This is a genomic window from Micromonospora trifolii, from assembly GCF_050516465.1.
GTDB classification, from domain to species: Bacteria; Actinomycetota; Actinomycetes; order Mycobacteriales; family Micromonosporaceae; genus Micromonospora; species Micromonospora trifolii.
In genome coordinates, this window is record NZ_CP191526.1 from 4,703,464 (window position 1) to 4,719,902 (window position 16,439).

The window sequence follows — 16,439 nt, forward strand, 5'->3', positions numbered from 1 at the left end:
GCCGGTCAGTCGCGGGTCAGCTTGCGGTACGTCACCCGGTGCGGCCGGGCGGCCTCCGCGCCGAGGCGGTCGATCTTGTTCTTCTCGTACGCCTCGAAGTTGCCCTCGAACCAGAACCACTTGGCCGGGTCCTGGTCGTCGCCCTCCCAGGCCAGGATGTGCGTGGCGACGCGGTCCAGGAACATCCGGTCGTGCGAGATGACCACGGCGCAGCCGGGGAACTCCAGCAGCGCGTTCTCCAGGCTGGACAGCGTCTCCACGTCCAGGTCGTTCGTCGGCTCGTCGAGCAGGATGACGTTGCCGCCGATCTTCAGGGTCAGCGCCAGGTTGAGCCGGTTGCGCTCGCCACCGGAGAGCACCTTTGTCGGCTTCTGCTGGTCCGGGCCCTTGAAGCCGAACGCGGCGATGTACGCCCGCGACGGCATCTCGACCTTGCCCACCATCAGGTAGTCGAGCCCGTCGGAGACGACCTCCCAGACGGTCTTGTCGCCGTTGAGGCCCTCACGGTTCTGGTCGACGTACGACAGCGAGACCGTCTCGCCGACCCGCACCTTGCCGTCCGTCGGCTGCTCCAGCCCGACGATGGTCTTGAAGAGCGTGGTCTTGCCGACGCCGTTGGGGCCGATGATGCCGACGATGCCGTTGCGCGGCAGCGAGAACGACAGGTCGTCGATGAGGATCCGGTCGCCGAAGCCCTTGGTGAGGTGGTCCGCCTCGATGACCGTGCTGCCCAGTCGCGGGCCCGGCGGGATCTGGATCTCCTCGAAGTCCAGTTTGCGGGTCTTCTCGGCCTCGTTGGCCATCTCGTCGTACCGGTCCAGGCGGGCCTTGGACTTGGTCTGGCGGGCCTTGGCGTTGGAGCGGACCCACTCCAACTCCTCGGTGAGGCGCTTCTTCATCTTGGCGTCGCGGCGGCCCTCGACGGCCAGCCGGGCGGCCTTCTTCTCCAGGTAGGTGGAGTAGTTGCCCTCGTACCCGATCGCCCGGCCGCGGTCCAGCTCCAGGATCCAGCCGGCCACCTTGTCGAGGAAGTACCGGTCGTGGGTGATCGCCATGACGGTGCCGGCGTACTTCGCCAGGTGCTGCTCGAGCCAGGAGACGCTCTCCGCGTCCAGGTGGTTGGTGGGCTCGTCGAGCAGCAGCAGGTCGGGCGCCTCCAGCAGCAGCTTGCAGAGCGCGACCCGGCGACGCTCACCACCGGAGAGCTGGGTCACGTCGGCGTCCGGCGGCGGGCAGCGCAGCGCGTCCATGGCCAGTTCGAGCTTGGAGTCGACGTCCCAGGCGTCGAGGTGGTCGAGCTCCTCCTGGAGCTTGCCCATCTCCTCCATCAGCTCGTCGGAGTAGTCGGTGGCCATCTGCTCGGCGATCTTGTTGAACCGCTCCAGCTTGGCCTTGGTCTCGGCGACCGCCTCCTCGACGTTGCCGAGCACGGTCTTGGCCTCGTTGAGCGGGGGCTCCTGGGCGAGCATGCCGACGGTGTAGCCGGGCATGAGTCGGGCCTCGCCGTTGCTCGGCTTGTCCAGCCCTGCCATGATCTTGAGGAGGCTGGACTTACCGGCGCCGTTCGGACCGAGCACACCGATCTTGGCCCCCGGCAGGAAGCTCAACGTGACGTTGTCGAGCACGACCTTGTCGCCGTGCGCCTTGCGCGCCTTTTCCAGGACGTAGATGTACTGGGCCACGGTGCGGGCTACCTCCGTCGGTTGCTGTCGCTGATCGGCGGCGCGGCGCGGGCTGCGAGGACCGCCCGCCGCCGCCGGCCGGGAAGCCGGCCGCGCGCACGCCATCGTCAATCCTGACAGGTACGACGCGCTTCGCCCACATCACCCCGTCCCAGGAGTACGCAAGCGCGCCGCGTTGCCGCTCGGCAGTCCGTTTTTTATCGTGACTCGATGTCTACCGAGTTCGTCATCGAGGTGCCGGACGGTCTACGCCCGACGCGGGTCAAGCCCTTGACCGCAGACTGCTCGGCTGCGCTGGGCCTGTGGTTGCGGAGCGTGCCGGCCATGGACCTGGCCCAGGCTGCGATGGAGGCGGCTCGGGCGATCACACCGATCATGACGGATCGGCGGGAGTTGCTCGGCGAGGTGCTGCCGAAGGAATGGCCGATCATCGACCTCTGACCCACGGGCTGTCGACAAGATCACCTATAGGATTCGGTCGGTCCGAGGCGGGTAGGAGACTCCGGCACGGGGCACAAGACGCCGCAGCTACGCTCAGTACGCTCATCGCGGTGGACCCGTCAGTACCCGGAGGTGGCCGATCGTGACCGTCCGTAGCTCCTTTGTCGTAGTGGCGAACCGTCTGCCGGTCGACGAGGTGAGCACACCCGAGGGCCGGCAGTGGCGACGCAGCCCTGGCGGGCTGGTCACCGCGCTGCATCCCGTACTCGCCGAACACAAGGGCACCTGGGTCGGCTGGGCCGGTGGCACCGGCGCGGCCCCCGAGCCGTTCGACCTGGAGGGGATCCGGCTGCACCCGGTTCCGCTCAGCGCCGAGGAGCTGGAGCGCTACTACGAGGGCCAGTCCAACGCGACGATCTGGCCGCTCTACCACGACGCGGTGGAGACACCGGCCTACAAGCGCCGGTGGCGGGAGGCGTACCGCCTGGTCAACGCCCGGTTCGCGGAGGCCGCAGCCGACGTGGCGGCCGAGGGCGCGACGGTCTGGGTGCAGGACTACCAGCTCCAGTTGGTGCCGGCGATGCTCCGTGAGCTCCGCCCGGACCTGCGGATCGGGTTCTTCCTGCACATCCCGTTCCCGCCCATCGAGCTGTTCATGCAGATGCCGTTCCGCACCGAGATCCTGCGCGGTCTGCTCGGCGCCGACCTGGTCGGTTTCCAGCAGCGGCTGGCCGCGCAGAACTTCGTCCGGCTGGCCCGGCACCTGCTCGGGCTGCGCTACGAGGGGCAGATGATCCAGGTCGACGGTCGGCAGGTGAAGGCGGGCGCCTTCCCCATCTCGATCGACACCCAGGAAATGGAACGGATGGCCGCCGATCCGGCGATCCAGGCCCGGGCCAAGCAGATTCGCGCCGAGCTGGGCGATCCGAAGACGATAATCCTGGGCGTGGACCGGCTGGATTACACCAAGGGCATCGAGTTGCGCCTCAAGGCCTTCCGGGAGCTGCTGGCTGACGGAAAGTTGACAGTTCCCGACGCGGTCATGGTTCAGGTCGCCACACCCAGCCGCGAGCGCGTGGAGCACTACCAGGCACTACGGGTCAAGGTTGAGCGCGAGGTCGGTCGGATCAACGGCGAGTTCGGCAGGGTCGGCGTGCCGGCGGTCCATTACCTCCATCAGTCGTACAGTCGCAGTGAGCTGGCGGCGATGTACGTTGCTGCCGACGTGATGATGGTGACCCCGCTGCGAGACGGAATGAACCTCGTGGCGAAGGAATACGTAGCATCACGTGCCGACCAGGGTGGCGCGCTCGTGCTCAGTGAGTTCGCCGGTGCCGCCACCGAGCTTCGCCAGGCATTTTTGTGTAACCCGCACGACCCGGACGCGGTCAAGGACGCCCTCCTCCGGGCAGTGCACGTGGAGAAAACCGAGGCACGCCGCCGGATGCGGACAATGCAACGTCACCTGCGTACCCACGACGTGGGCCACTGGGCCAAGTCTTTCCTCTCGGAGCTCGGAGTTCCCGAGGCGGAGGCCGAGTGAACACGTCCGTCAACGATGGGGCGGCAACCGTCACCGGGGTCATGGACCCTGAGTTGCGTTCCGCCATCGGCCGGATCGCCCGGGTCCCCCAGCTCCTGGTCGCCTGCGACTATGACGGCACGCTGGCGCCGATCGTGGAGGACCCGAGCACGGCCGTCCCGCTGCCCGAGTCGGTAGCCGCGATCCGCGCGCTCGCCGCGCTGCCGCAGACCACCGTGGCGGTGGTCTCCGGTCGGGCGCTGCGCGACCTGGCCGCCCTCTCGCGGCTGCCCAGCGAGGTGCACCTCGTCGGCAGCCACGGCTCCGAATTCGACATCGGCTTCGTCGAGCGGCTCTCCCCCGAGCTGGTGGCCGTGCGGACCCAGGTCCGCAACGCCCTGCGCGAGATCGCCGCCCAGCACCCGGGCATCCGGCTGGAACGCAAACCGGCAAGCGTCGCGATGCACACCCGCGGGGTCGACCCGCAGATCGCCGCCGCCGCCATCGAGGCGGTCCGCAACGGTCCGGCCACCTTCGACGGCGTCACGGTGACCCAGGGCAAAGAGGTCATCGAGCTCTCCGTGGTGGCCACCCACAAGGGCACCGCACTCGACCAGTTGCGGACCCAGCTCGCCTCCAGCGCGGTGCTGTTCATGGGCGACGACGTCACCGACGAGAACGCATTCGGCCACCTGCACGGTCCCGACCTCGGCATCAAGATCGGCCCCGGCGACACCCAGGCCAGCTACCGGGTCGCCGACCCGCTGGAGGCCGCCCGCGCGCTGGCGCTGCTGCTGGAGACCCGGCGGCACTGGCTCTTCGGTGAGCGGGCGGTGCCGATCGAACGGCATTCCATGCTGGCCAACGGTCGTACCGTCGCTCTGCTCACCCCCGAGGCCAAGGTGAGCTGGCTCTGCCACCCCAAGCCGGACTCGGCGGCGATCTTCGCCGACCTGGTCGGCGGCAGCCCGGCCGGCCACTTCAGCATCACCCCGGAACGCGGCGGCATCCCGCTGGGCCAGCGCTACCGCTCCGGCACGATGACCGTGGAGACCCGCTGGTCCGGGCTCACCGTCACCGACTGGCTGGACAAGCCGGCCCGGGAGACCACTCCGGACGACAGCCCGGCGGTCATCACCGGCGACTCGACCCTGGTCCGGGTGCTGACCGGCGGCGGCAAGGCCAAGGTGGAGTTCGCGCCGAGGCCGGAGTTCGGTCAGGTCGCCGTGCAGCTGCAGCCGCTCGGCGACGGCCTGCTGGTGCTCGGCTCCAACGAACCGGTCGCGCTCTACGCCCCCGGCGTGCAGTGGGAGGTCGGCAACGACGGCGGTTACGAGACCGCCAAGGCGATCGTCGACCTCTCCGCCGCCGGTGGCCAGGTCGTGCTGGAGCTGCGCTTCGGCACGCACAGCCTGGAGCATCACCGGGTGCCGATCCACGAGCGGCAGGCCGCCGCCGAGCAGCCGTGGAAGGACTGGGTGGCCTCGCTGCGGCTGCCGTCCACCGCCCGTGACCTGGTCGCGCGCAGCGCCCTCACCCTGCGCGGGCTCTGCCACGAAGCCACCGGCTCGATCCTGGCCGCGGCGACCACCTCGCTCCCCGAGGAGCTGGGCGGCGTCCGCAACTGGGACTACCGCTACTGCTGGCTGCGCGACGCCGCGCTGACCGCCCGCGCACTTGTCGACCTGGGCTCCGTCGAGGAGGCCGAGGCGCTGCTGCGCTGGGTGGACGGCTGCATCGAGCGCACCGGCGGGCACCCGGAGCGGCTGCACCCGCTCTACACCATCGACGGCTACGAGCTGGGTGCCGAGGCGGTCATCGACACGCTGCCCGGGTACGCCGGCTCCCGGCCGGTCCGGGTCGGCAACCTCGCCAACCACCAGTTGCAGCTGGACGTCTTCGGCCCGATCGCCGACCTGATCGCGGCCGTCGCCGACGCACGCGGTTCGGTCCGCGACGACGAGTGGCGGGTCCTGGAGAACATGGTCGAGGCGGTCCGCCGCCGCTGGCACGAGCCCGACCACGGCATCTGGGAGGCCCGGCTGCCACCCCGGCACCACGTCTTCTCCAAGGTGATGTGCTGGATGACCGTCGACCGCGCGCTGCACGTGATGCGCGAGCACGGCGGCGAGGACCGGCCCGAGTGGAAGGATCTGCGCGACCGGATCGGCGCCAACGTGCTGGAGCACGGCTGGCACTCCGACGTCGAGGCATACAGCGTCGCGTACGGGGACGAGGACATGGACGCCTCGTCGCTCTGGATCGGGCTCTCCGGCCTGCTCCCGGGCGACGACCCGCGCTTCCTGTCCACCGTCCTGCGGATCGAGGCGGACCTGCGCAGCGGCCCGGTCGTCTACCGCTACCACTGGGACGACGGCCTGCCCGGCCGTGAGGGCGGTTTCCACATCTGCACGGCGTGGCTGATCGAGGCGTACCTGCGCACCGGCCGCCGCACCGACGCCGAGGAGCTGTTCGCGCAGATGGTGCTGACCGCCGGCCCGACCGGCCTGCTCCCCGAGCAGTACGACCCGCTCGCCGAGCGCGGCCTTGGCAACCACCCGCAGGCGTACAGCCACCTCGGTCTGATCCGCTGCGCCCTGCTGCTGGACAACATGCTCAAGCAGTAGTCGACAGCTCGTGTGACGGGGCCGGAGCGCATGCTCTGGCCCCGTCAGTCACTGCGGGTACGGCAGGCTCGGTCGCCACCCGTACAGCTGGGCGGCGAGGTCGGCGGGCACGGTCCAGTGCGCGTACGGCAGCACCGCGCTGCTGCCGGTGTGGATCAGGCACAGTAGTGGGGCGTCACCGTTGTGGTCGAGCGCGAGCTTCGGTTTACGGGCCGCGCCGACGCCGCCGAGGCCGAACAGGACAACCGAGTCCTGGACCGGAAGCCCCTGTGCCTGCCGGGCGTCACGCCAACCTCGGTATGCCGCGTCCAGCCGCCAGGGCGCGAGGTCGGCGAGGCCGCGGTACAGGTTCGCCACCCAGGTCGGGGTGAGTTCGGCGTCGGAGAGCCGGTACGGCACCCCGGTCAGCAACGCGTCGAGCTCCGGATCAGTCTCCACCCCGGCGTTGGTCAGCGCCTCGGGCAGCGCGCCACGGCGGACGGCCGCGACCGCGGGGGCGGCCTGCTCGACCCGATCGACCTGCCAGCGAAGCCCTGCCGGGGTGTTCGCCTGTCGGCGGTCCCACAGCCAGCGGGCGTTGTCCCAGCGGTGCCGCTGGTTGGCCGGGATCAGGTCGTCCATGCCGATGACCAACTCTTCGCCCTCTACCCGTGCGGTGAGCCACCGGCCCCGCAGGTGCGGCCGCTGCCCGCCGTAGCCGGCCAGCGCGACCACCGCGGACCGCAGGTAGGCGCCGGTGTTCCCGCGCGGGAAGTGCCAGCACAACCCGGACAGGTCGATGGCGTCGAGGTCGGCGGCGGCCTCGTCCGACACCACGCCGATCCGGGCCGGCGGCGATGCCGCACTGGCCTGACGATGGTCGAACTGGCGACGGTCCCGGCGCTGCCGTATCTCGGCCCGCTCGACGAACGGGCTGACCGAGTGCGCCGCCTTCTTCCCCGCCCACCGCAGCACCTCCGACCCGGCCGCCTGCGGGTCGCCGAAGAGCCGGAACTCCAGCAGCTCGGGCTCGTCGGACCCGTCGTCCTCGGTCACCTGCAGCTCGTACACCAGGTCGCCGGGCGAGTCCAGGTCGTAGGCGGTGTGCGGGTCACGGCCGAACTCGTTGCCGACGAGCGAGTCGCCCGGCTGTTGGCGATAGCCGCGGACCACAGTGACCAGGACGGCCCAGGAGCCGTCCACGACAGTGCACCTCAGAGTCCGGACCGGAGCATTGCGCCATCGCGAGGGGAGGTCCTCGAAGGTGGTGGTCAGGCCGGGGCTTCCGCACCGCAGCGCGACCGGTGTGAGCAGTTCCGTCCGCCACGTCTCGTGAGGATCCTTCACGGTGAGCATGGTCGACATTGTGTCCACAGCCCCCGACAACCCCGCGTTCCCGATCCTCGTGCCGGCAGCGCCACCCGTTCCCTCACCCGTCGAGGGCGTTCACCACATCGCCCACCACGACGACGGCGGGCGGGCGTAGGTCGGCCGCACGCAGGTCGGCAGCCACCTCGCCGAGTGTCGACCGCAGCACCCGCTGGGTGCCTGTCGTGGCTTCCTGGACGACAGCGGCCGGCGTCTGCGGCGGTCGGCCGTGCGCGATCAGGGTGGCCGTGATGGCGGCGAGGTTCTTCAGCCCCATCAGGATCACCAGGGTGCCGTGCAGACCGGCGAGGGCGTCCCAGCGCACCAGCGAAGCCGGCGCGTCGGGTGCCAGGTGCCCGGAGACCACAGTGAACTCGTGCGCCACCCCCCGATGGGTGACCGGGATACCAGCCGCGGCCGGCGCGGCGATGGAGCTGGTCACCCCGGGCACCACGGTCACCGGCACGCCGGCCGCCGCGCAGGCCAACAACTCCTCGCCGCCGCGCCCGAAGACGTACGGGTCACCGCCCTTGAGCCGCACCACGAAGGCGCCGGCCAGGGCCCGGTCGACCAGGATCTGATTGATCTCCTCCTGCGCCCGGGACGGGCCGTAGGGGATCTTCGAGGCGTCCACCAGCTCGACGTCCGGGCGCAACTCGTCGAGGAGCAGCCCGGGCACCAGGCGGTCGGCGACCACCACGTCGGCCTCGGTGAGTAGCCGCCAACCCTTCACGGTGATCAGCTCCGGGTCCCCCGGCCCCGCCCCGACCAGCGCCACCCGCCCGGCCTGCGGCCCAGCGGTCGTCCCGGTCGAAGCGTCGGGTCCGCCCGGCGTCGGAGCGGCCCCGTCCGGTGCCAGGCGCACGGCGAGCAGGTCGCGGATGGCGTCGCGGACGGTCATCGCCCGGCGGGGGTCGCCGCCGCCGAGCACCGCCACGGTGACCGGGCCGTGCCGGGTCACCGCCGGGGTCCAGGCGGTGGCGGCCGTCCGGTCGTCGGCCCGAACGCAGAAGATCCGCCGCTCGGCGGCGACGGCGCTCACCGAAGCCGCCGCGATCGGGTCGTCGACCGCGACCTGGACCAGCCAGGCGCCGTCCAGGTCCTCCGGTACGAACCGGCGCGACACCCAGTGCAGCCGACCCGCGTCGACCCGGGCACGCAGCGCCGGGGTCAGCTCCGGGGCCACCAGCAGGACGTCCGCACCGGCGTCCAGCAGCGCGGGTACCCGCCGGGTGGCGACCGCGCCGCCACCCACCACGACCACCCGCCGCCCGTGCAGCCGCAAACCCAGGGGGTACGGATTGGAGGTCACGCCGCACCACCGGGGCGGACGGCTCGTTCGATGCGCGTGCTCACTTCTCGGCCACCCCGGCGGAGTCGAAGGTGGCCACCTCGTGCAGCACCCGGACCGCTCCGGTGACCACGGGCAACGCCAGCAGCGCGCCGGTGCCCTCGCCGAGGCGCAGCCCCAGGTCGATCAGCGGGTCGAGGCCGAGGTGGCGCAACGCGACAGTGGCACCGGGCTCGGCCGAGCGGTGACCGGCGACCATGGCGCAGACCGCGTCCGGGGCGAACGCGGCGGCGGCGAGCGCGGCCGAGACCGCGATCACGCCGTCCAGCAGCACCGGCGTGCGGCGCGCTGCGGCCCCGAGGATCAGCCCGGCCAGGGCGGCGTGCTCCAGGCCACCGACGGCGGCCAGCACCCCCAGCGGGTCGGTCGGGTCGGGGGTGTGCCGGGCCAGCGCGGCCCGCACCACCGCCACCTTGTGCGCGTACGTCGGGTCGTCCACCCCGGTGCCCCGACCTGTGGTGTCGAGCGGGTCGGCGCCGGTGAACGCGGCGATCAGCACGGCGGCCGGGGTGGTGTTGCCGATGCCCATGTCCCCGGTGAGCAGGATGCCGGCGCCGGCGTCGATCAGCTCGTCGGCGATCCGGATGCCGGTCTGCACCGCCGCCAGCGCCTCGTCCCGGGTCAGCGCGGCGGTCACCGTGAGGTCGCGGGTGCCCCGGCGGACGGACGCGACAACCAGCCGAGGCACGGCCGGGTCGAGCACCGCCGAGTCGAGCACCGGGTCGAGCACAGCCGGTTCGGTGGGCAGCGGGGTGGCCACGCCGACGTCGACCACTGTGACCGAGGCGCCGGCCTGCCGGGCGAACGCGTTGACCACCGCTCCACCGGCCAGGAAGTTGCCGATCATCTGCGCGGTGACCTCCTGCGGCCAGGGGCTCACCCGCTGGGCGTGCACCCCGTGGTCGCCGGCGAAGATCGCCACCGCGGCCGGCTCGGGCAGCGGTGGTGGGCAGGCTCCGGCGAGGCCGGCGAGGCGTACCGAAAGCTCCTCCAGCGCGCCCAGCGAGCCCGCCGGCTTGGTCAGCCGGCCGTGCAGCTCCCGGGCGGCGGCCATGGCCGCTTCGTCCGCCGGGCGGATCGCCGCGATAGTGGTCTCCAGCATCATGCCTCCATGGTCTCGCGCAGCACGTCGATGAACGCGTCGGTGGTGTTTCGGTCGCGTACGGCCACCCGCAGCCAGTCCGGGCCGAGGCCGGGGAACGTGTCGCCTCGGCGCACCGCCCAGCCGCGCTCGCGCAGGGCGGCCCGGATCGCTGTCGCGCCCGGCAGGTGCAGCAGGACGAACGCGCTGGCGGGACGGCCGACGACGCGTACACCGGGCAGGTCGGTGAGGCGCGCGACCAGGTGGTCGCGGTCGGCGGCGAGGTCGGCGGCGATCGCGCGTTCGGTCTGGACCGCGACGGTGCTGGCGCAGGCCGACGCGGCCGCCAGCGCGGGCGTGGAGACGGCCCAGAGCGGTTGGACGGCGGCCAGTCGGGACAGCAGCTCCGCGGCGCCGAGCAGGTAGCCGATCCGCAGGCCGGCCAGGCCCCACGTCTTGGTGAGGCTGCGCACCACGAGCAGCCCGGGCAGGTCGCGGCGTTCGGCCAGCGACTCCGGTTCGCCGGGGTGCCCGGGGGCGATGGTGGTGTCGGCGAACGCCTCGTCGACCACCAGTACCCGGCCGGGGCGGGCCAGCGCGGCCACCGTCCGGGCGGGGTGCAGCACCGAGGTCGGGTTCGTCGGGTTGCCGATCATCACGAGGTCGGCGTCGGCGGGCACCCGGGACGGGTCGAGCCGGAAGTCGTCGGCGGCGTCGAGCAGCACCCGCTCGACCGGGTGCCCGGCGGCCCGCAGCGCCGCCTCCGGCTCGGTGAACTGGGGGTGCACCACCACGGGGCGGCGAACGCCGCGCAGCGCCTGGGCGATCAGCACGAAGCCCTCGGCGGCGCCCGCGGTGAGCAGCACCTCGTTCGGGTGACGGCGGTGCCGGACGGCGACCGCCGCCCGGGCCGGCGTCGGGTCCGGATAGCGGGCCAGGTCGGTCAGGGTCGCCACGATCGGGTCGGCCAGCCAGGCGGGCGGCCGCGCCCGACGGACATTGACGGCTAGGTCGATCAGGCCGGCGGTCGCCTCGGCGTCGCCGTGGTGGGCAAGGTCCGGCTCGACCCCGGTGGGTGGGGCGACAGCGCTCGGCTGATCAGACATGTCCGCGATCCTGCCGGGAAGGTGGCCGGTGGGACAGTCGATCTCGGCGTAAGCCGCGTCACCACTCGCCGGTTTAAGAGTTCTTCTCATGTACGAATCGGAAATGTCATAACTTGACCTGGTGAGCAACCGACCCCTTGCTGCCGCTGGTCGACTCGTCCCTCTCCTCCGCGCCGGACTGATCGCCGGAATCGTGATCGCCGCCGCCGCCTACCCGCTGGTCGCCCTCACCGGGCTCGGCGCGAAGGCCACCGCGCACGCCGTGGACCAGAAGACCCGGGTGCTGAAGACCGCCCTGCCCGCTGAGACCTCGTACGTCTACGGCCCGGACGGCAAGACCGTGCTGACCATGTTCTACGAGGAGTACCGGCAGTACACCAAGCTGTCGGACATGTCGCCGAACATCCAGCAGGCGATCGTCGCCGCCGAGGACTCCCGCTTCTACCAGCACCACGGCGTCGACCCGAAGGGCGTGGCCCGGGCCTTCGTCTCCAACGCCCGCTCCGGCGGCTCCCAGGGCGCCTCGACGCTGACCATGCAGTACGTCCGGATGGCCCTGCGGGACAGCGCGACCACGCCCAAGGAGGTCCAGGAAGCCACCCAGCAGACCAGCCTGCGCAAGGTCAAGGAGATGCGGATGGCGCTGGACCTGGAGAAGGAGATAAGCAAGGAACAGATCATGGAGCGCTACCTGAACTCGGCGTACTTCGGGCACCGGGCGTACGGCATCTACGCGGCCAGCGAGATCTTCTTCTCCAAGACCCCGAAGGACCTCACCCCTGTCGAGGCCGCCACCCTCGCCGGACTGGTCAAGTCCCCCTCCGAGTACGACCCGGCCGACTCCGACCAGAAGGAGGCCACCGGGCGGCGCAACTACGTGCTGGACCGGATGAGCCAACTCGGCTACCTCTCCCCCGACTCGGCCGCCGCCGCCAAGTCCGAGCCGATCCGGCTCAAGCTGACCACCCCACCGCACGACTGCGCCGCCGTGGCGGAGAAGTACAACAGCTGGGGCTTCGCCTGCGACTACCTGAAGAACTGGTGGAGCGCGCAGCCCGCGTTCGGGGCGAACCGGCTGGAACGGATGGACAACCTGCGCCGGGGCGGCTACCGCATCGTGCTCAGCCTCGACCCGAAGATCCAGGAGGCCGCGGAGAAGAACGTCGGCGCCAAGGACGCCACCGGCAGCCCGTTCGCCAACGGGATCGTGGTCTCCGAGCCGGGCACCGGGCGGGTGAAGGCCATGGCGGTGAACCGGACGTACTCGCTGGACCTGGCCGACAACCCGCAGAGCTCCAACCCCGAGGCCGGGCCGAAGGTGAAGGCCAACTACCCGAACACCGTGGCACCGCTGCTCGGCGGCGGTGACCTGGCCGGCTACCAGGCCGGCTCGACGTTCAAGATGTTCCCGATGCTGGCCGCGCTCGACGCCGGGATGCCCCTCTCCACCTCGTTCAACGCCCCACACCGCTACCGCTCCGAGGTCTACGACGGCTGGGCGCCCTCCAACGCCAGCGGCGCCATGTCCGGTCAGCAGACCATGTGGTCCGGCTTCGGCAAGTCGGTGAACACGTACTTCGTGTGGCTGGAGGAGAAGGTCGGCGCGGACCGGGCGGTCCGGTTGGCCGAGCAGCTCGGGCTGCGGTGGCGCACCGACGTCGACCGGGACCACGCGTCCCCGGACAAGGCGAAGAAGTGGGGTGCGTTCACCCTGGGCGTCTCCGACGCCACCCCGCTGGAGATGGCGAACGCGTACGCCGCCATCGCGGCCGACGGCCGCTACTGCGAGGCCATTCCGGTGCAAGCGATCATGAACCGGGACGGCACGCCCGCCACGTACGCCACCCCGGGCGGTCTGCACCGCGAGGTGGCCAAGCCGCGCTGCCGGCAGGTGGTGAGCGCGGACGCCGCGCGGGCGGCCACCGACGCGGCCCGCTGCCCGACCGGAGACACCCCGGCGCGCGGCAGCTGCGGCGGCTGGTCCACCGCCGACAGCGTGCGGGGCACCGTCGGACGCCCGGTGGCCGGCAAGACCGGTACGACCGACAGCACCCGATCGGCCTGGTTCGTGGGCTACACCCCGGAGTTGGCCGCGGCGAGCTTCATCTCCGACCCGGACAACCCGTTCAACGCGGTCGGTGACGGGCAGTCCCAGATCCCGATCAAGGCGGTCTCGGAGACCCTGCGCGACGGCCTGAAGGGCACCCCGACCCGCCAGTTCACCCCACCATCGGACGCCATCGTCGGCTGACGGATCGCAGGTCGGTGCGCGGGGCTCAGCGCAGGTCGGCGGCGACGAACGACCACAGCTCCAGATCCACCCGGCCGCCGCTGACGAACCCGGCGTTGCGCAGCAGACCCTCGTAGCTGAACCCGGCCTTCTCGGCGACCCGGCGCGAGGCCAGGTTGCCGGGAGCCACCCGCAGCTCGACCCGTTGGAAGCCGTGCTCCAGGATCAGCGCGATGGCCACCGCGTCGACCGCCTCGGCGGCGAAGCCGAAGCCCCGCGCGTGCGCCGCCATCGCGTAGGAGATCTCGGTGAGGCGGGCGCCCCAGTCGGTGCGCCGGGTCCACAGCGAGCCCACCACCTGGTCGTCCTCCCGACGGAGCACCGCGTAGTGGTCGCCCTCCCCGCTGTCGCGCCGCTGCCGGGCCAGATCGGTGCACCAGGCCAGCCCGTCGATCGGGCCGGAGTCGTCGGGCAGCGGCAGCCAACGCCGGGTCAACTTGTCGGCGAAGATCTCCCCGGCCGCCGCCGCGTCGGCCGCCGTGAGCTGACGCACCTCGGTACGCGGGGTGGAGACGGTCAACGCCGGGAATCGGCGCACCGCCACCTGACCGATCACACCGACACCTCGCCCGACTGCGCGGGTTCCACCTCGCTCGTCGGGTCGGCCGCCGCCGCGGCGACCAACCGGGCCGCCGTCGCCGGATGGCTCGCCCAGTGCAGGGTGAGCTGCGAGGCGTGCACGTTGCGCCAGACGAAGCCCTCCGGCGCGCCGCCGTCCCAGCTCCAGGCCGGGCGCTGACCGGCGCGGGGGGTGAGCACCGCACGGTGCGCCTTGTGCCCGACCAGCACAGTGCCGGTGGCGGCCACCACGCTGTCGGTCTGGGCGGTCGCCTCCCGGTAGCCGGCCACCACCCCGTCGCGGCTGACACCAACCGCGTCCAGGACACCGCACATCGGCAGCCCGTCCAACTCCCGGGCCAGCCAGAGCAGCCCGGCGCCCTCGGCGATCACCGGACGCCCGGTCCGCGCCAACTCGGCCACCGCGATGCAGAGCCGCCGGTTGGCCGACAACTGCTCGGCGTACGCCTCGGGCAGCGCGCCGCCGACGACCAGCGCGCGGGTGCCGACCGGCAGCGCCTCGTCGCGCAGCGGGTCGACGACGACGACCTCGGCGCCGGCGGCCCGAAGCAGCTCGGTGGTCTCCGGGTGGCTGAAGCTGCCGCCCGGCCCACCGGCAACCGCCACCAGTGGGCGGTTCGCCGGGGGTGTGAACGTGCCCAGGGCCTCCTCGGGAGACCAGGCCGGCGCCGGCAGCGGCGGGGCGGAGCGGGCCAGCCCGAGCAGCCGTTCCAGGTCGACAGTTGCGGCGACGGCCTCACCCAGGCGGCGGACCGCACGGACGGCGTCGGCCGAGTCGTCGACCACCGGCGCCACCCCGTGCCGCCGCGACGGCAGCACCGCCGGCAGGTCCTGGCGACGCAACGCGCCGTAGACCGGCACCCCCACGTCGTCCAACGCCTCGCGCAGCATCCCCTCGTGCCGTGACGACGCCACCCGGTTGAGGATCACCCCGCCGAGCCACAACTGCTCGTCGTACGAGCGGAAACCGTGCACCAGGGCCGCCACCGACTGACCCATCGCGGCCACGTCGACAACGAGCACCACCGGGCTGCGCAGCGCGGCGGCCGCAGCGGCCGTGGACTCCTGCTCGGGACGGCCACCCACCGAGTCGTACAGCCCCATGCTGCCCTGCACCACGGCCAGCCCGGCATCGGCGGCACCGTGCGCCACCAGCGGGGCGAGCCGGTCGAGGCCGACCAGTCGGGGGTCGATCACCCGACCCGGCCGACCGGAGGCGAGGCCGAGGTACGCGGCGTCGACGTGGTCCGGCCCGAGCTTGAACCCGGCGACGTCGACCCCTCGCTCGGCCAGGGCGGCGAGCAGCCCGATCGCCAGCGCGTTCTTACCGTGCCCGGAGGACGGCGCGCTGAGCACCAGGCGCGGCACGACGGTCATCATCGACTCCTCGCGAGCGGCGGCGGGTACGCGACGGGACGACCGAGGCCGATCCGTCGGCGTGACGATACCCGCCCGGCTGAAGGCGCGAGCACCGCCAACCGGGACAGCCGGCCCGGCCCTGGCAGGGCCCCCGGGCGTCGGTCCCGGCCCGGTCCGGCCCGGTCCAGGTCAGTGGCGCCGGTCATACGAGTAGCCTCGGTGCCGTGTACCGGTTCCTGCTGAGCCCACGCTGGCTGGGCGCTCTCGCGCTGACCCTGGTCGCGGCCGCCGTCATGGTGTTCCTCGGCAACTGGCAGCTGGACCGCTACCGGGGGCGCACCGAGGTCAACGAGCGGATCGACGCGGGCCAGCGGATGGCCCCCGTGCCGCTCGCCAACGCGCTGCGCGCTCCCACCGGCGGCGCGGGAACGGCCGGTCCGGCCCCCGCCGAGGACAAGGTCTGGACCCGGGTCACCGTCACCGGCCGGTACGACCCGACGAACACCGTGCTGGTCCGTGGCCGGACGGTGGACAGCCGGGTCGGTTTCGAGGTGCTCACCCCGCTGGTGCTCGCCGACGGCACGGCGCTGCTGGTGGACCGGGGCTGGATCCCGCCGGCGCCCGGTGGGGCGACCGCCCAGCCGTCGGTGCCGGCCGCGCCGACCGGCGACGTGACGGTGGTCGGCCGGGTGCACGAGACCGAGAGCGGCGCCGGCGCGGTGGCCCGACGCGACGGGCTGCTGGAGATCCGGCGGATCGGTGTGCCGCGGCTGGCCGGCGAGCTTCCCTACCCGGTCTACGGTGCGTACCTGCTGCTCGACGAGCAGACCCCGGCAGCCGATCCGGTGTTCAAGGCGGTGCCGGTCGGGCACGCCAACAACTGGCAGAACTTCGGCTACGTCGTGCAGTGGTGGCTCTTCGCGGTGATGTCCATCTTCGGCTACGGCTGGGTGGCCCGTCGGGAGGCCCGCCGGGCCGCCGGCATCGGCACCACCCCGGCTCCGCTGGACCGGGCCGCCGAGCCGACGCCGACCGCGTCCGCCTGACCTCGCCC

12 protein-coding genes are annotated in these 16,439 nt (G+C 72.2%); 5 read left to right on the forward strand and 7 right to left on the reverse strand.

Annotated features, from left to right (window positions below; translation table 11 throughout):
* Positions 1–5: 5 nt before the first annotated feature.
* The gene (gene ettA, locus ACQRWP_RS21815) at positions 6–1,682 is read right to left on the reverse strand and encodes an energy-dependent translational throttle protein EttA (protein WP_430497339.1); all 1,677 of its coding nucleotides are present in this window, start codon (positions 1,680–1,682) and stop codon (positions 6–8) included.
* Between the two features lie 210 nt (positions 1,683–1,892).
* Here ettA and ACQRWP_RS21820 point away from each other — a divergent pair, with 210 nt between their 5' ends.
* The 3 genes from ACQRWP_RS21820 (at position 1,893) to otsB (ending at position 6,272) form a co-directional block, all read left to right on the forward strand.
* Entirely contained in the window at positions 1,893–2,123 is a 231-nt protein-coding gene (locus tag ACQRWP_RS21820) for a hypothetical protein (RefSeq protein ID WP_430497341.1), read from the forward strand.
* 142 nt (positions 2,124–2,265) lie between these two features.
* Positions 2,266–3,666 (forward strand): alpha,alpha-trehalose-phosphate synthase (UDP-forming), encoded by a 1,401-nt coding sequence (locus ACQRWP_RS21825; RefSeq protein ID WP_030333449.1) that lies wholly within the window; start codon positions 2,266–2,268, stop codon positions 3,664–3,666.
* A 41-nt stretch (positions 3,667–3,707) separates the two neighbouring features.
* On the forward strand, positions 3,708–6,272 hold the full coding sequence (otsB, locus tag ACQRWP_RS21830) for a trehalose-phosphatase (protein ID WP_430503251.1): 2,565 nt from the start codon (positions 3,708–3,710) through the stop codon (positions 6,270–6,272).
* A 48-nt stretch (positions 6,273–6,320) separates the two neighbouring features.
* On the opposite strand, the gene ACQRWP_RS21835 is transcribed toward otsB, so the two are convergent.
* From ACQRWP_RS21835 to cobC, 4 genes are all read right to left on the reverse strand, one after another.
* Positions 6,321–7,607, reverse strand: a complete 1,287-nt coding sequence (locus ACQRWP_RS21835) for a hypothetical protein (RefSeq protein WP_430497344.1) — start codon at positions 7,605–7,607, stop codon at positions 6,321–6,323.
* Positions 7,608–7,680: 73 nt separating this feature from the next.
* The gene (gene cobA, locus ACQRWP_RS21840) at positions 7,681–8,931 is read right to left on the reverse strand and encodes a uroporphyrinogen-III C-methyltransferase (protein WP_430497346.1); all 1,251 of its coding nucleotides are present in this window, start codon (positions 8,929–8,931) and stop codon (positions 7,681–7,683) included.
* Positions 8,932–8,971: 40 nt separating this feature from the next.
* A complete protein-coding gene (gene cobT, locus ACQRWP_RS21845) occupies positions 8,972–10,072 on the reverse strand; it encodes a nicotinate-nucleotide--dimethylbenzimidazole phosphoribosyltransferase (protein WP_430503252.1) in 1,101 nt (366 codons plus the stop codon).
* Entirely contained in the window at positions 10,072–11,157 is a 1,086-nt protein-coding gene (cobC, locus tag ACQRWP_RS21850; protein WP_430497348.1) for an Rv2231c family pyridoxal phosphate-dependent protein CobC, read from the reverse strand. Before cobC ends, cobT begins: the two co-directional genes overlap by 1 nt.
* A 121-nt stretch (positions 11,158–11,278) precedes the next feature.
* On the opposite strand from cobC, the gene ACQRWP_RS21855 reads away from it, so the two are divergent.
* The gene (locus tag ACQRWP_RS21855; RefSeq protein WP_430497350.1) at positions 11,279–13,408 is read left to right on the forward strand and encodes a transglycosylase domain-containing protein; all 2,130 of its coding nucleotides are present in this window, start codon (positions 11,279–11,281) and stop codon (positions 13,406–13,408) included.
* Between the two features lie 25 nt (positions 13,409–13,433).
* Here the strand turns inward: ACQRWP_RS21855 and ACQRWP_RS21860 are convergent, their stop codons facing one another.
* Complete coding sequence (locus ACQRWP_RS21860) at positions 13,434–14,003, reverse strand: GNAT family N-acetyltransferase (protein WP_091405515.1); 570 nt, start codon at positions 14,001–14,003, stop codon at positions 13,434–13,436.
* Positions 14,000–15,403 (reverse strand): cobyrinate a,c-diamide synthase, encoded by a 1,404-nt coding sequence (locus ACQRWP_RS21865; protein WP_430497352.1) that lies wholly within the window; start codon positions 15,401–15,403, stop codon positions 14,000–14,002. The genes ACQRWP_RS21860 and ACQRWP_RS21865 overlap by 4 nt, the downstream gene beginning before the upstream one ends.
* Positions 15,404–15,609: 206 nt before the next feature.
* On the opposite strand from ACQRWP_RS21865, the gene ACQRWP_RS21870 reads away from it, so the two are divergent.
* Positions 15,610–16,431 (forward strand): SURF1 family cytochrome oxidase biogenesis protein, encoded by an 822-nt coding sequence (locus ACQRWP_RS21870; protein ID WP_430497354.1) that lies wholly within the window; start codon positions 15,610–15,612, stop codon positions 16,429–16,431.
* The last annotated feature ends 8 nt before the right edge of the window (positions 16,432–16,439 follow it).

What these genes read in the sequence shown, in the direction of transcription:
- cobC (WP_430497348.1), bottom strand. Translation starts at nt 11,157, where the DNA reads ATGTCTGATCAGCCGAGCGCTGTCGCCCCACCCACCGGGGTCGAGCCG.
- ACQRWP_RS21835 (WP_430497344.1), bottom strand. Translation starts at nt 7,607, where the DNA reads ATGCTCACCGTGAAGGATCCTCACGAGACGTGGCGGACGGAACTGCTC.
- cobT (WP_430503252.1), bottom strand. Translation starts at nt 10,072, where the DNA reads ATGCTGGAGACCACTATCGCGGCGATCCGCCCGGCGGACGAAGCGGCC.
- ACQRWP_RS21820 (WP_430497341.1), top strand. Translation starts at nt 1,893, where the DNA reads ATGTCTACCGAGTTCGTCATCGAGGTGCCGGACGGTCTACGCCCGACG.
- otsB (WP_430503251.1), top strand. Translation starts at nt 3,708, where the DNA reads ATGGACCCTGAGTTGCGTTCCGCCATCGGCCGGATCGCCCGGGTCCCC.
- ACQRWP_RS21865 (WP_430497352.1), bottom strand. Translation starts at nt 15,403, where the DNA reads ATGACCGTCGTGCCGCGCCTGGTGCTCAGCGCGCCGTCCTCCGGGCAC.